General features: G+C 61.1%; 12 protein-coding genes. 6 read left to right on the top strand and 6 right to left on the bottom strand.

The genetic code is table 11. The annotated features are described in order from the left end of the window. Positions 1–33: 33 nt before the first annotated feature. From PQR67_RS29745 to PQR67_RS29730, 4 genes are all read right to left on the bottom strand, one after another. Positions 34–792, bottom strand: a complete 759-nt coding sequence (locus PQR67_RS29745) for an ABC transporter ATP-binding protein (protein ID WP_120346419.1) — start codon at positions 790–792, stop codon at positions 34–36. After that, a complete protein-coding gene (locus tag PQR67_RS29740; protein ID WP_028198418.1) occupies positions 789–1,568 on the bottom strand; it encodes an ABC transporter ATP-binding protein in 780 nt (259 codons plus the stop codon). The genes PQR67_RS29745 and PQR67_RS29740 overlap by 4 nt, the downstream gene beginning before the upstream one ends. A 335-nt stretch (positions 1,569–1,903) precedes the next feature. Beyond that, positions 1,904–3,619, bottom strand: coding sequence for a GMC family oxidoreductase (locus tag PQR67_RS29735; RefSeq protein WP_408466400.1), 1,716 nt, complete (start codon positions 3,617–3,619; stop codon positions 1,904–1,906). Positions 3,620–4,494: 875 nt separating this feature from the next. Further along, a complete protein-coding gene (locus PQR67_RS29730) occupies positions 4,495–6,033 on the bottom strand; it encodes a CoA-acylating methylmalonate-semialdehyde dehydrogenase (RefSeq protein WP_408466399.1) in 1,539 nt (512 codons plus the stop codon). A gap of 133 nt (positions 6,034–6,166) precedes the next feature. Here PQR67_RS29730 and PQR67_RS29725 point away from each other — a divergent pair, with 133 nt between their 5' ends. Together PQR67_RS29725 and PQR67_RS29720 are read left to right on the top strand one after the other, a co-directional pair. Beyond that, positions 6,167–7,066, top strand: coding sequence for a LysR family transcriptional regulator (locus PQR67_RS29725; RefSeq protein ID WP_408466398.1), 900 nt, complete (start codon positions 6,167–6,169; stop codon positions 7,064–7,066). Between the two features lie 377 nt (positions 7,067–7,443). Next, positions 7,444–7,980 (top strand): class IV adenylate cyclase, encoded by a 537-nt coding sequence (locus PQR67_RS29720; RefSeq protein ID WP_408466397.1) that lies wholly within the window; start codon positions 7,444–7,446, stop codon positions 7,978–7,980. A gap of 96 nt (positions 7,981–8,076) precedes the next feature. On the opposite strand, the gene PQR67_RS29715 is transcribed toward PQR67_RS29720, so the two are convergent. Beyond that, the gene (locus PQR67_RS29715; RefSeq protein WP_054042727.1) at positions 8,077–8,568 is read right to left on the bottom strand and encodes an Lrp/AsnC family transcriptional regulator; all 492 of its coding nucleotides are present in this window, start codon (positions 8,566–8,568) and stop codon (positions 8,077–8,079) included. Positions 8,569–8,716: 148 nt separating this feature from the next. Between PQR67_RS29715 and phhA the strand changes: the two genes are divergently transcribed. Together phhA and PQR67_RS29705 are read left to right on the top strand one after the other, a co-directional pair. Continuing rightward, positions 8,717–9,607 carry a phenylalanine 4-monooxygenase gene (phhA, locus tag PQR67_RS29710; RefSeq protein WP_408466396.1) on the top strand — a complete coding sequence of 297 codons (891 nt, stop codon included), beginning with the start codon at positions 8,717–8,719 and terminating at the stop codon, positions 9,605–9,607. Between the two features lie 49 nt (positions 9,608–9,656). Next, complete coding sequence (locus PQR67_RS29705) at positions 9,657–10,001, top strand: 4a-hydroxytetrahydrobiopterin dehydratase (RefSeq protein ID WP_408466451.1); 345 nt, start codon at positions 9,657–9,659, stop codon at positions 9,999–10,001. A gap of 94 nt (positions 10,002–10,095) precedes the next feature. Here PQR67_RS29705 and PQR67_RS29700 read toward each other — a convergent pair whose 3' ends face one another. Beyond that, the gene (locus PQR67_RS29700) at positions 10,096–10,320 is read right to left on the bottom strand and encodes a DUF3717 domain-containing protein (RefSeq protein WP_120346411.1); all 225 of its coding nucleotides are present in this window, start codon (positions 10,318–10,320) and stop codon (positions 10,096–10,098) included. Between the two features lie 182 nt (positions 10,321–10,502). Here PQR67_RS29700 and PQR67_RS29695 point away from each other — a divergent pair, with 182 nt between their 5' ends. Both PQR67_RS29695 and PQR67_RS29690 read left to right on the top strand, forming a co-directional pair. Further along, positions 10,503–11,189 carry a response regulator transcription factor gene (locus PQR67_RS29695; protein WP_028197606.1) on the top strand — a complete coding sequence of 229 codons (687 nt, stop codon included), beginning with the start codon at positions 10,503–10,505 and terminating at the stop codon, positions 11,187–11,189. Positions 11,190–11,332: 143 nt separating this feature from the next. Then, positions 11,333–12,835, top strand: coding sequence for a sensor histidine kinase (locus PQR67_RS29690; protein WP_408466395.1), 1,503 nt, complete (start codon positions 11,333–11,335; stop codon positions 12,833–12,835). Positions 12,836–12,915: the final 80 nt, after the last annotated feature.

Genomic DNA, 12,915 nt, shown 5'->3' with positions numbered 1-12,915 from the left:
CACTTGTGGTTATCAGAGGCAATCAGACGCTTGTTATACGCCCAGTAGATCGTGCAACACCGGCATCTTGCTTTCGAGCTCACTGGCCTCGAAGTGCTCGACAATCGCACCGTGCTCCATCACGTAAAAGCGATCGGCAAGTGGCGCGGCAAAGCGGAAATTCTGTTCGACCATCACGACTGTGTAGCCGCGCGCCTTGAGCGTCATGATCATGCGCGCGAGCGCTTGCACGATGACCGGCGCCAGGCCTTCCGAGATTTCGTCGAGCAGCAGCAAACTCGCGCCGGTACGCAGAATGCGCGCGACGGCGAGCATCTGCTGTTCGCCCCCCGAGAGGCGTGTGCCCTGGCTCATGCGGCGTTCCTGCAAATTCGGGAACATCGAATAAATTTCTTCGAGCGACATCATGTGCGCCTTGTCGCCGACAGGCGGTGGCAGCAACAGATTTTCCTCGCATGAGAGGCTCGAAAAAATGCCGCGCTCTTCCGGGCAATAGCCGATGCCGCAATGGGCGATGCGGTGGGTGGGCAGATTGACGGTTTCGCGTCCGCCGATGCGGATCGAACCGGTGCGCCGGCCGGTCAGCCCCATGATCGCGCGCAGTGTGGTGGTGCGCCCCGCGCCGTTGCGGCCCAGCAGCGTGACAACTTCGCCGCGGTTCACCGTCAGATCGACGCCATGCAGGATATGGGACTCCCCGTACCATGCCTGCAAACCCGCGATCTCCAGCGCGGGGGCACCCCCAGCCGTGCCGCTCACCTCGACGCTCTCGCGCTCGGCAATCGTATTCATGCGTGGGCTCCGGCAAGCGCAGCGTCCGCGCTGCCCATATAGGCCTGCATCACGAGCGGATTCTTCGACACTTCGGCGTAGCTGCCTTCGGCGAGCACTTCACCCCGTTGCAAGACCGTAATGGTGTCGGAAATGCCGGCGATTACGTTCATGTTGTGCTCGACCATCAGGATCGTGCGACCGCTCGATACTTTCTTGATCAACGCGGTGACGCGATCGACGTCTTCATGACCCATGCCTTGCGTGGGTTCGTCGAGCAGCATCAACTCGGGCTCCATCGCGAGCGTGGTGGCGATTTCCAGCGCGCGCTTGCGGCCATATGAGAGCTCGACGGTCAATACATCGGCGAAATCGGTCAGACCCACTTGTGTGAGCAGGTCCATCGCCCGATCGTCCAGCTGGTGCAGCGTGCGCTCGCTCTTCCAGAAATGAAATGCGGTGCCGAGCACGCGCTGCAAACCGATTCGCACGTTCTGCAATGCTGTCAGATGCGGAAACACGGCAGAGATCTGAAACGAGCGGATGATGCCGCGTCGGGCGATTTGCGCCGGACGTTCATTGGTGATGTCGATTCCATTGAAGACGATCTGGCCCGCGGTCGGTTCAAGAAATTTGGTGAGCAGATTGAAGCAGGTGGTCTTGCCTGCCCCATTGGGACCGATCAGCGCATGGATCGAGCCACGGCGCACGCGCAGGTTCACCCCGTTGACGGCGATGAAGCCTTTGAACTCGCGGGTGAGGCCGCGCGTTTCGAGAATCGTATCGCCGAGAATCATGTTCCCTTCCATACGGAGTAAGGCGAAGCACTACGATCTTCCGCGCGAACGGCTGCGCGACGTTTGATGACGGCGACACCCCCGTGCCGCTCGTTGGCGTGCTGCACCAATCCGGACGGTAATCCATGGGGCGACACGCAGCATGGCTGCCATTGTCGCGCCAATGATGCAGCGCATTCATCGGGATTTGCACTTAGTGGATGAAGACTGCATCAGTCAGGCTCGGGCAGGCTCGCGGCATGCCCGAGCCGTACCCGCATCGTGCCCGGGGTATGCCAGGGCACTGTTCCAGGGGAAGTTCGAGGCCGCGCTGCGGCCCCGCCTCCCACTGACTGTCACACAGCGGACATGGACGGTGCAGCGCTCGTCTGAACGGGAACGCTGCCGGCCACGCGTGCGCGACGGTCGTCACGGATCATGTCGCTGGCGCGTTCGGCGATCATCAGCGTCGGCGAGTTGGTGTTGCCCGATGTGATGGACGGCATGATTGATGCATCGACTACACGCAAACCGTCAACTCCGAGAACGCGTAGCCGATTGTCGACGACGGCGCCGGGATCGTCGGCTGCGCCCATACGGCAGGTGCCGACTGGATGAAAAATGGTGGTGCCGACCGCACCGGCTGCCTGCTGAAGTTCTTCTTCCGTCTGGTACTGGATACCCGGCAGAATCTCTTGCGGCCGATACGGCGCGAGCGCGGGCGCCGCGGCGATGCGGCGCGTGAGACGCAACGCGTTGGCCGCGACGTGCCGATCGTAATCGGTGGACAGGTAGTTCGGCGCGATCAGCGGTGGCGCCGACGCATCGGGTGATTCGATGTGAATGCTGCCACGCGAGGTCGGCCGCAACTGGCACACCGATGCGGTGAACGCGTTGAAGCGATGCAGTGGTTCACCGAAGCGATCGAGCGAGAGTGGCTGAACGTGATACTCGAGATCGGGGCGCGTGAGCGAGCGATCGTCCGGATCGGATTTGGCGAATGCACCGAGTTGCGACGGCGACATCGACATGGGACCGCTTTGAAAGAGCGCGTACTGCATGCCGATCATCAGCTTGCCCCACCAATGGGCGGAGGCGGTATTGAGCGTGCGCACACCGTCAACTTTATAGGCCATGCGCAATTGCAGATGGTCCTGCAAATTTTCGCCGACACCGCGCAGATCCTTCACGACCTCGATGCCGAGAGTCTGCAGACGCGCGCCATTGCCGATGCCGGAGAGTTCGAGCAATTGCGGTGAGTTGACCGCGCCCGAACTGAGGATCACTTCGCAACGGGCTTTGGCGAGATAGTCGGTGTTATCGCCGCGATATTCGACACCGGTGCAGCGGCGTCCTTCGAATACGACGCGTTGTGTGTGCGCGCCGGTGATGACGGTGAGATTCGGGCGCTTGAGCGCCGGCCGCAAGAATGCTTTCGACGCGTTCCAGCGGATGCCGCGTTTCTGATTGACGTCGAAGTAGCCCACGCCGGTGTTGTCGCCGCGATTGAAGTCATCGGTAGCGGGTATGCCGGTTTGTTGCGCCGCTTGTGAAAACTCTTCGAGGATCTTCCATTTCAGGCGCTGCTTTTCGACGCGCCATGGGCCGCCTGCTCCATGTGATTCGGACGCGCCGGCGTAGTGGTCTTCGCTGCGTTTGAAGATGGGGAGGACGGAGTTCCACGACCAGGCGGCGTCGTTGGTGACGCGAGCCCATTCATCGTAGTCCTCGCGCTGGCCGCGCATGTAGATCATGCCGTTGATCGACGAGCTGCCGCCTAATACTCTGCCGCGTGGGTATGAGAGGGAGCGGCCGTTCAGGCGGGGTTCTGATTGCGTTTTGTAGAGCCAGTCCGTGCGGGGATTGCCAATGCAGTAGAGATAGCCTACCGGCACGTGGATCCAGTGGTAGTCGTCTTTGCCGCCGGCTTCCAGTAGCAGGACCTGGATTTCTGGGTCTTCCGATAGGCGGTTGGCCAGGACGCAGCCTGCCGTGCCGGCGCCTACTATGATGTAGTCGAATTCGCCTTCCAGGCGGTGGGGTGTTTTTGGGGATTTTTCTGTGGGGGTCATTGTTTCGTCTCCTAAGCTTTTTTTCCTGCGCGGTGCTTCGTGTGTCTGTGGTTTTGGGGTTTTCTTGGTTTGTCAGCTTGCGGGCGATTGTGTGTCTGCGTGCCTGCGGTGTTGGCCTTTCCTTGTTTTCTTATTGGTCTATTAGTGTTGCCCCTGTGCGGGGCGGCACTTACTTTCTTTGCCGCCGCAAAGAAAGATAAGCAAAGAAAGCGGCTCAAACCGCCAGCTCATAAGCGGGTCCCCTGGCTTGGAGGAGGCAGTGGTGCATCTGGAATCCGTGCCCTCGCACATTCGGCGCTAGTGACCAGGCAGTCATACTTCCGGCGGCGCTGCGCGCGCCGAAGCGTATTTCATAAAACATTGGTTTACTTGTACCCACTTCATCCACATACGTTGCCTCTCCGCCGCTTCGCTCTGCATCCCGTATCCACACTTTCGCACCGTCAACCGCATCTGCTTGTGCAACTCACCACCACACGATCCGGCGCTTCGCCGAGGCGAAGCCAATGGATCCCCCGAACGCAAACGAAGCCCCCGGGTTTCCCTGGCAGCCCCGTCCGCGACGCACGCAGTGCGAAGTGGGAACGGATGAGCCCTTTGTCACACACGCCGAATGTGCGAGAGCACAGATTCCAGATGCACCACTACCTCCTCCAAGCCAGGGGACCCGCTTATGAGCTGGCGGTGTGAGCCGCTTTCTTTGCTTATCTTTCTTTGCGGCGGCAAAGAAAGTAAGTGCCGCCCCGCACAGGGGCAACGCTAATAGACCACTAAGAAAACAAGGAAAGGCCAACGCCGTAAGCGCACAGCCAAACCAGACCACTAAAAAAACAAGAAAAAGCCCCCCCAAGCGCCGCGCAGGCAAACCAACCAAACTACTTAGCCACAGGCATAGTGAACTCAGCCCCCTTCCCGATACTATCGGGCCACCGTTGCATGATGCTCTTGTACCGCGTATAAAACCGCACACCCTCTTCCCCGTAGGCATGATGATCCCCAAAGAGAGACCTCTTCCACCCACCAAAAGAATGCCACGCCATCGGCACAGGAATCGGCACATTAATCCCCACCATCCCAATCTGGATCTGCCGCGAAAAAGCTCGAGCCACCCCGCCATCGGAGGTAAACAACGCCACCCCATTGGCAAACTCGTTAGCGTTAATAAGCTCAACAGCCGAAGCAAAATCCGGCACCCGCACAACACATAGCACCGGACCAAAAATCTCTTCCCGATAAATCTTCATGTCGGTCGAGACATCGTCGAACAACGTACCGCCGAGAAAGAATCCCTTCTCATGCCCGGCCACCTGATGGCCACGCCCATCGACAACCAGCTTCGCACCCGCGTCAACGCCGGCATCGATATACGCCGCCACCTTCTCGCGATGCGCCGCCGTCACCAACGGCCCCATCTCGGCTTCCGATTCCATGCCGTTCAGAATCTTCAGGCTCTTCACTCGCGGCGTCAGTCGCTCGATCAGTTCATCAGCAATATGCCCCACCGCGACCGCCACCGAAATCGCCATGCAACGCTCGCCCGCCGAACCATACGCCGCGCCGATCAGAGCATCGACAGCCTGATCGAGATCCGCGTCCGGCATCACCACCAGGTGATTCTTCGCACCACCCAACGCCTGCACGCGCTTGCCATGCTTCGTGCCTTCCGTATAGATGTATTCGGCAATCGGCGTTGAACCGACAAACGACAAAGCACTCACCTCCGGGTGCACAAGCAACGCATCCACCGCCACCTTGTCGCCATGCACAACGTTGAACACGCCATCCGGCAATCCCGCCTCTTTGAACAATTCAGCCAATCGAATCGCGGCGGACGGATCGCGCTCCGACGGCTTCAGCACAAACGTGTTGCCGCATGCGATCGCCACCGGAAACATCCAGCATGGCACCATCATCGGAAAATTGAACGGCGTAATGCCGGCGACCACGCCCAGCGGCTGACGCAGATTCCAGTTGTCGATGCCGCCGCCGATCTGATCGGTAAAGTCGGTCTTCAGCAGATTCGGAATGCCGCACGCAAACTCGACGATCTCGATGCCGCGCATCACCTCGCCCTTCGCATCGGAAAACACCTTGCCGTGCTCACGTGTGATCAACTCCGCCAGTTCGTCATGGTGACGGTCGAGCAATTCCTTGAACCTGAACAGCACACGCGCCCGCTTGATCGGCGCGGTTTCGCTCCATGCAGGAAACGCAGCCTTGGCAGCAGCGACCGCAGCGTCTACCTCGGCAACGCTCGCCAGCGGCACGCGTGCGCTCACGCTGCCAAGCGCAGGATTGAAGACGTCGCCAAAACGGCCGCTCGTCCCCTCGACCGTCTTGCCGTTGATGAAATGGGTCAGCGCGCGTGCGCCCGTCTCGCTCCGCACGGTCTCGTCCTGATATGTCTCGCTCATCTTCCTGTCCTCTTCCTGTGAATGTCTTCCGCCCACCGTCAACGGCGTGATGAACGCAAGCGTACGGTGCTTCGGGACGACAAATCCAATGAGTAATGCTCAACTGCGCTATAAGCCGAGCTAATATCAGGATATGGATCTGACTCTGCTACGGGCGTTCGTCACCGTCGCGCGCGAGGGCAACCTCACGCGTGCCGCGGTGCAACTTCACCTGACCCAACCTGCCGTCAGCCTGCAAATCAAGCATTTGCAGGAGACGCTCGGCGTGACGCTGTTCACGCGAACTTCGCACGGGCTTTCGCTGACCCGCGATGGCCAGGCCCTGCTGCCCCATGCCGAACGCGCGCTGAGCGCCGCGAACGACGTGCAGCGCGCGGCGGCGTCGCTGCGCCACGAGGTGCGCGGTCGATTGCGGATCGGCACGATCCTCGATCCGGCTTTTCTGCGCCTCGGCGGCTTTCTCAAGCAACTGGTAGAAACCTGGCCGCGCATCGAAACGGCCCTGCGCCACGGCATGTCGGGCTGGGTGCTGGAACAGGTTCGCGCGGGGGAACTGGATGTGGGTTACTACATCGGCCTGCCATCCGATGACGATCCCCGCGACGGCGCCACCTTTCACGCCGTCACCCTGACGCACTTCCAGTACCGCGTGCTGGCGCCGGCGGGCTGGAAAGATCGCGTGAAGGGCGCGCGCGACTGGCGTTCGCTCGCCGCGCTGCCGTGGATCTGGACGCCGCCCGCGTCCGCGCACAATCGATTGCTGTCGCGCTGCTTTGGCGAGGCCGGCGTAAAACCGGTCAAGGTGGCGGAAGTGGATCAGGAGCCGTCGATGCTCGATCTGGTCAAGTCAGGCGTCGGCCTGACGCTCGCGCGCGACGCCACCGCAATCGCCGAAGCGCATGCGCACGCGTTGACCATCGTCGAAGGCGTCACCGTGCCAACCCAGCTCAGCTTCATTGCGCTCGCGGAGCGGAAGGACGAACCGGCGATTGCAGCGGCGTTGAAACTGATCGAGCAGCAATGGGCGACGTGAGCGCGGCGTGAAGCCTGCCTGAGGGCCGTGCAAGGCCAGCACAAGCGCAGCACGACGGCGATATGAGCCGCTCTCATGACACCCATGCACCATGCGGCCGATTGTCATCCCGCCACCGGCCCTCGCTGGCCGCTTTCCGCCAGGGGCGCAAGCAGAGCAACCTTGCTCGCGACCCATCGCTTGTCTCGTGGAAGGCCGCATCTGCTGGCTTCGTCATCTGAAACCACACCGTCACGCACTTTTTGTTAGATTGAGGGTTCGCGCTCACGCGCCGGCCCCGCATCGTTTTCGTTCCGTCTGACTTTGTCCTTCCCGGCAGCTTCGTCCCGGCAACCCCGGAAGCTGCCGACCACGCCATCCTTCGACAGGAGCCTGACATGGCACGCAACATTGAAATCAAAGCCCGCGCCCAGCACTTCGAGCAACTGCGCGAGCGAGCTGCAAAGCTTGCACCGGACGCGCCGCTGATCTTCCGCCAGCAGGACTTTTTCTACGACGTGCCGCGCGGCCGCCTGAAGCTGCGCCAGTTCGACGACGGCACGCCGGCCGAACTGATCTTCTATCAGCGCGACGACCGCGACGGCCCGAAGGCGTCGTACTACACGCTCAGCCCGGTGACCAACCCTGAAGCCATGCACGCCCTGCTCGCCACGGCGCTGACCACGCGTGGCATCGTCACGAAGGAGCGTCACGTGTATCTGACGGGCCGTACGCGGATCCATCTCGACCGCGTCGACGGTCTCGGTGACTTCGTTGAACTCGAAGTCCTGCTGGCTCAGGATGACGACGAAGAAGGCGGTCATGCCGAAGCGCGCGCAATGTTCCAGACCCTCGGTGTGCCGGAATCGGACCTGGTGGCGGTGGCCTACGTCGATTTGCTGAGTCCGGACGGTGAATCGAAGCAAGCTGCATAAAATTCAGGCGTCAGGGGCCGTGACGGCATCAATTCCTGAATCACGGCCCTTACAACACCCGACACCCCGCACCCGAAACGCCGGGAAGCCGCAGCCTCAAGCAGCGGCCGCTCCCGGCGACAGATGGCCGAGCGGCAGCGGTCCGTTGCGCTTGAAGGTGGTCAGCACGATATTGGAGCGCACGCTGTCCACGCCCGGTACACGCATCAACTTCTTCATCACGAAGGTCGACAGATAATTCAGATCAGGCGCCACGATGCGCAGCAGATAATCGGCGTCACCAACCACCGCGTGACACTCCAGCACTTCCGGCAACACTTCGATCTGCTGCTGGAATTGCTCGATGATCGAGTCGCCGTGATGCTTCAGCTTCAGACTCGTGAAAGCGGTCACGCCGAGCCCGAGTTTTTCCGGGCGTAGCACGACACGATAGCCGTCCACCACGCCTACCTGTTCCAGGCGCTGCAAGCGGCGCCCGATCTGCGACGGCGACAGTGGCACCTGCTCGGCCAATTGCTGATGCGTGGCCCGGCCGAAGCGCTGAAGCACATCCAGCAGCGCGAGATCGAAGTGATCGAGTTCCAGCATGATCGATATCCGCATTAAATCAGTTATTGATGCACGATTATTGCATAACGGAATGCTGGAACGCCATCATTGCGCCCTTTCCGCACGCTCGCCGCTCTACACTTGCATCACCGTTTCAATCCCGAGTCACCGTAGAGCACGCAGCATCATGTCCACAGCCAACACCGCCAAACTCAAAGAGCAATTCGACGCCGGCCTCGAAACCCGCGCCGATTTCACCATCGACCAACCGACCGAACGATACGGCGCCGTCGACGACGCGGTATGGCAGCAGCTTTATGCGCGCCAGACCGCGCTGCTCAAGGGCCGCGTATGTGATGAGTTTCTGGCGGGCGTCGACTGTGTCGGCATGCCGTCCGATCGTGTGCCCTCGTTCGATGAAATCAACGCAAAGCTGACACCCGCGACGGGCTGGCAAATCGTCGCCGTACCCGGACTCGTGCCCGACCAGGTGTTCTTCGAGCATCTGGCGAACCGCCGCTTCCCCGTGACGTGGTGGATGCGCCGCCCCGATCAGCTCGATTATCTGCAGGAACCCGACTGTTTTCACGATCTGTTCGGCCACGTGCCGCTGCTGATCAATCCGGTGTTCGCGGACTACATGCACGCCTACGGCCGTGCCGCGCTCGCTGCCAACGACGCCGGCGCCCTGCCGCTACTCGCGCGGCTCTATTGGTACACAGTCGAGTTTGGCCTGATCCGCGACGCGGCCAGTCCGAACGGCGTGAAGATCTACGGCGCGGGTATCGTGTCGAGCAAAGGCGAGACGCTCTACAGCCAGCAAAGCGCGGCGCCGAACCGGCTTGGCTTCGATCTCGAACGCGTGATGCGTACGCGCTATCGCATCGACACGTTCCAGAAAACCTACTTCGTGATCGACGACTTCGCCCAATTGTTCAGCGTGACGCAAACCGACTTCGCGCCGCTGTTGGCCAGACTGGTTGCGCAGCCGGCCTTCGCGGCGGGCGACGTGCTCGCACACGATGACGTCATCACGCGTGGCTCGCAGGACGGCTGGCTAGCCGACGGCGATATCTGAAAACACAATCGGAGCAATCCGACAGCAGGCTGATGGCATCCGTGAAAAAATAGCGGGTGCGCATGCCCACTGGCGTGCCTGTTCAGATCAACGAGGTAGCATCATGATTAATAAACTCACTTCCGAAGAACGCGCCACACTGGTGGCGGAGTTGCACGGCTGGCAAGCCGTGGCAGGCCGCGACGCGATCCAGCGCCAATTCAAGTTTGCCGACTTCAATGAAGCATTCGGCTTTATGACGCGCGTGGCAATCAAGGCGCAGGAGATGGATCACCACCCTGAATGGTTCAATGTGTACAACAAGGTGGAAATCACTTTGTCCACGCACGAAGCCAATGGCTTGACCCAGCGGGACATCAAATTGGCACAATTTATCGACAGTATTACTGCTTAATACAAGCGATCAGGTAACTCGATGCGCCTTGCATCGAGTGATTTGACGGTACTGAAAGGGCATTGCAGGCAATCTGACACCAAAACCTTCAGTTCTACAGGCTATTATTAAGGCGGACGTAAGAATCCCACGCCAGCCTTGCAATCCCGTCCAAACGATCCGGCGATAGCGTCTGCTGACGCTGTACAATCATCAGCGCATACGGCTTGGAGAGCGCGCTTGCCTCCTTGCACAGAACGAGTTCGTCGCCGCTCGAAGGTGAGCGGGCGCGCCAGAAGTTGATTGCGGCTTCCAGTTCGTGAATGCTTATCTCGGACATGACGTCGTGATCGCCCGGTGGCTGCTATCTGGCTGCCTGTGCAACTTCATGGCTGCTCGATAGCTGTTTCGTGACCACCTGGTGCCAGTTCGGCATGGCCACGCAGCATGCTGCCTGTGCAGCAGGCGCCCCGGCGAACCGCTTGCCCAGACGCCTAAAACCATTGTACTTGAGCGAAATCCATGCGACTCCTTCTGATCGAAGATGACCGCCCCATCGCACGCGGCATCCAAAGTAGTCTCGAACAAGCCGGCTTCACCGTCGACATGGTCCATGACGGTATTTTCGCCGAACAGGCCCTCACCCAAAACCGCCATGAGCTGGTGATTCTCGATCTGGGCCTGCCCGGAATCGACGGCATGACCCTGCTCGCGCGCTTCCGTCAGAGCAATCGCCACACGCCGGTGATCATCCTCACCGCGCGCGACGAATTGAACGACCGCGTGCAAGGCCTGAATTCCGGCGCGGACGACTATATGCTGAAGCCGTTCGAACCCACCGAGCTCGAAGCGCGTATCCGCGCGGTGATGCGCCGCAGCGGCCCGCACGGCGATATGCCGCGTCCGGAAGTGTCGCTGGGCGGTGTGCGTCTGTCGGGTGTCGATCGCCGCATTTTCAACGATGACAAGCCGCTCGAACTGTCGCCGCGCGAATTCGCGGTGCTCGAAATGCTGCTGCTGCGCCATGGCCGCGTGGTCAGCAAGGCTCAGCTGCAAGACCATCTGACGCATTTCGGCGGCGATCTCGGCGACACCGCGATCGAAGTTTACGTGCACCGGGTGCGTAAAAAGCTCGAAAACTGCCGTGTCGAAATCGTCACGGTGCGTGGCTTCGGTTACCTGTTGCAGGAAATCCGCCAGGCCGCATAATCGCCACAAGGGCCGCACACTGTGTTGCGGCCTGACGGCGCCGGGCCGGCGCCGCGCACTCGGTGCGCAGTTCGCCGGCATCCGGCGAGTTTTCACGGCGCCACGGTGCGTTTCGCCGTTGCCTCTTTCCTGCGCGTTCGATCATGCCCCAGCCGGCCGCCAATAGTCTGCGCCGCACGCTGCTGCGGCGCCTCGCTGCCCCCCTTTCGCTGCTCGCCCTGATGAGCGGCCTGATCGCTTACTGGCTTGCCTGGCAGTACACGCAGCATGTGGTCGACCGGTCGCTTGCCGACCTCGCCACCGCGATCTCCAAACAGATCCAGATTGCCGGCCCCAACGCCAAGGTGGCGGTGCCGCCGCTTGCGCAGGCCATGTTCTCGGATCCGGTCGAACATCTCGTCTATCGGATCAGCAACGGCGAAACCGAGATCGCCGGCGACCACAATCTACCGTTGCAGGGCACCAGTGTGCGGCGTATGCACTATGCGTACGTCTTCGAGACCCAACACGAGGGCGTGACGGTGCGCGTGGCACAGGTACGGGTCGACCAGCCCACCGGAAATCCGATCGTCGTCGAAGTGGGTCAACCGGTGCATCACCGTTTTCGCATCGCCGCCGAGTTTCTGGTCGCGATCATGATGCCCCTGCTGTTGCTGCTGCTGGCAGGCTGGGCGATCGTGTGGCGCGTGGTCAATCAACAGCTCAATCCGCTCACCGATCTCGCGGACTCGCTGAATCGCCAGACCCACACGTCGCTCGAACCCGTGGACGAAACCTACGTGCCGGTTGAAATCCGCCCGCTCACCGGCGCACTGAACGCTCTGCTCGACCGCCTCAAAACCGCTCTCGACGGCCAGCGCAAATTTATCGCCGACGCCGCGCATCAGCTACGCACGCCGCTCACCGCAGTCAAGCTGCATGCTGAACAGGCCGCGGTCGCGCGAGACCCGCAGCAGACGCTTGCTGCGGTCCGTGAACTGCGCGCGGCGGCCGACCGCGCCGTGCGGCTGTCTAACCAGCTGCTTTCGCTTGCGCGCGCCGAGCCTGGCGAGCAGGCCGCGCGTTTCGTCAACGTGGATATGGCCGCCCTCGCATTCGACACGGGCGCGGAGTGGGTGCCGCGCGCGCTGACCTTCCACGTCGACCTCGGCTTCCAGCGCCTGGACGATCCGGCCAACGATCATCCGCTGATGGTGCGCGGCAATCCGGTGTTACTGCACGAAGTGATCGCCAATCTGCTGGATAACGCGCTCAAGTACGTGCCGCCTTCACGCTTCGATGGTGGCCGCATCACCGTGACCGTGTCGCAAACCGTGATCGACGATCTGCGCATGGCCGAGATCATCGTTGAAGACAACGGGCCGGGCGTGCCGTACACGCAGCAAGCGGATCTGTTCAAACGATTCTTCCGCGGCGACGGTCAAAGCGAGGCCGGTGTGGATAGCGGCGCCGGTCTCGGTCTCGCGATCGTTCACGACATCATGGTGCTGCATCACGGCAGCGTGCATTACGAAGATGCGCCGGAAGGCGGAGCGCGCTTCATCGTGCGTATTCCGCTTAATCCGACCAGCGTTCATCACGACGTCGATACCGAGACACGGCGTCCGGCAAAAAAATCGGCGCACTCGGCGCCGATCGACATCTGATTCTGCAGTAGGTCAACCTACTGCTACGGGCCGCCTCGAGTTCACCGCGTTTAACCCGGTGCTCAACTCAGGCGACCCGC

The sequence above is a fragment of the Paraburkholderia fungorum genome (assembly GCF_046026025.1).
Taxonomy (GTDB): Bacteria; Pseudomonadota; Gammaproteobacteria; order Burkholderiales; family Burkholderiaceae; genus Paraburkholderia; species Paraburkholderia fungorum_E.
Note: the sequence above shows the minus strand (reverse complement) of the source record. Positions and strands in the feature narration are given on the sequence as shown.

Bases quoted from the DNA above. Each gene is read 5' to 3' on its own strand.
- PQR67_RS29745 (WP_120346419.1), bottom strand. From the start codon at position 792: ATGAATACGATTGCCGAGCGCGAGAGCGTCGAGGTGAGCGGCACGGCT.
- phhA (WP_408466396.1), top strand. From the start codon at position 8,717: ATGTCCACAGCCAACACCGCCAAACTCAAAGAGCAATTCGACGCCGGC.
- PQR67_RS29730 (WP_408466399.1), bottom strand. From the start codon at position 6,033: ATGAGCGAGACATATCAGGACGAGACCGTGCGGAGCGAGACGGGCGCA.
- PQR67_RS29690 (WP_408466395.1), top strand. From the start codon at position 11,333: ATGCCCCAGCCGGCCGCCAATAGTCTGCGCCGCACGCTGCTGCGGCGC.
- PQR67_RS29740 (WP_028198418.1), bottom strand. From the start codon at position 1,568: ATGATTCTCGGCGATACGATTCTCGAAACGCGCGGCCTCACCCGCGAG.
- PQR67_RS29695 (WP_028197606.1), top strand. From the start codon at position 10,503: ATGCGACTCCTTCTGATCGAAGATGACCGCCCCATCGCACGCGGCATC.
- PQR67_RS29720 (WP_408466397.1), top strand. From the start codon at position 7,444: ATGGCACGCAACATTGAAATCAAAGCCCGCGCCCAGCACTTCGAGCAA.
- PQR67_RS29725 (WP_408466398.1), top strand. From the start codon at position 6,167: ATGGATCTGACTCTGCTACGGGCGTTCGTCACCGTCGCGCGCGAGGGC.
- PQR67_RS29735 (WP_408466400.1), bottom strand. From the start codon at position 3,619: ATGACCCCCACAGAAAAATCCCCAAAAACACCCCACCGCCTGGAAGGC.
- PQR67_RS29715 (WP_054042727.1), bottom strand. From the start codon at position 8,568: ATGCTGGAACTCGATCACTTCGATCTCGCGCTGCTGGATGTGCTTCAG.
- PQR67_RS29700 (WP_120346411.1), bottom strand. From the start codon at position 10,320: ATGTCCGAGATAAGCATTCACGAACTGGAAGCCGCAATCAACTTCTGG.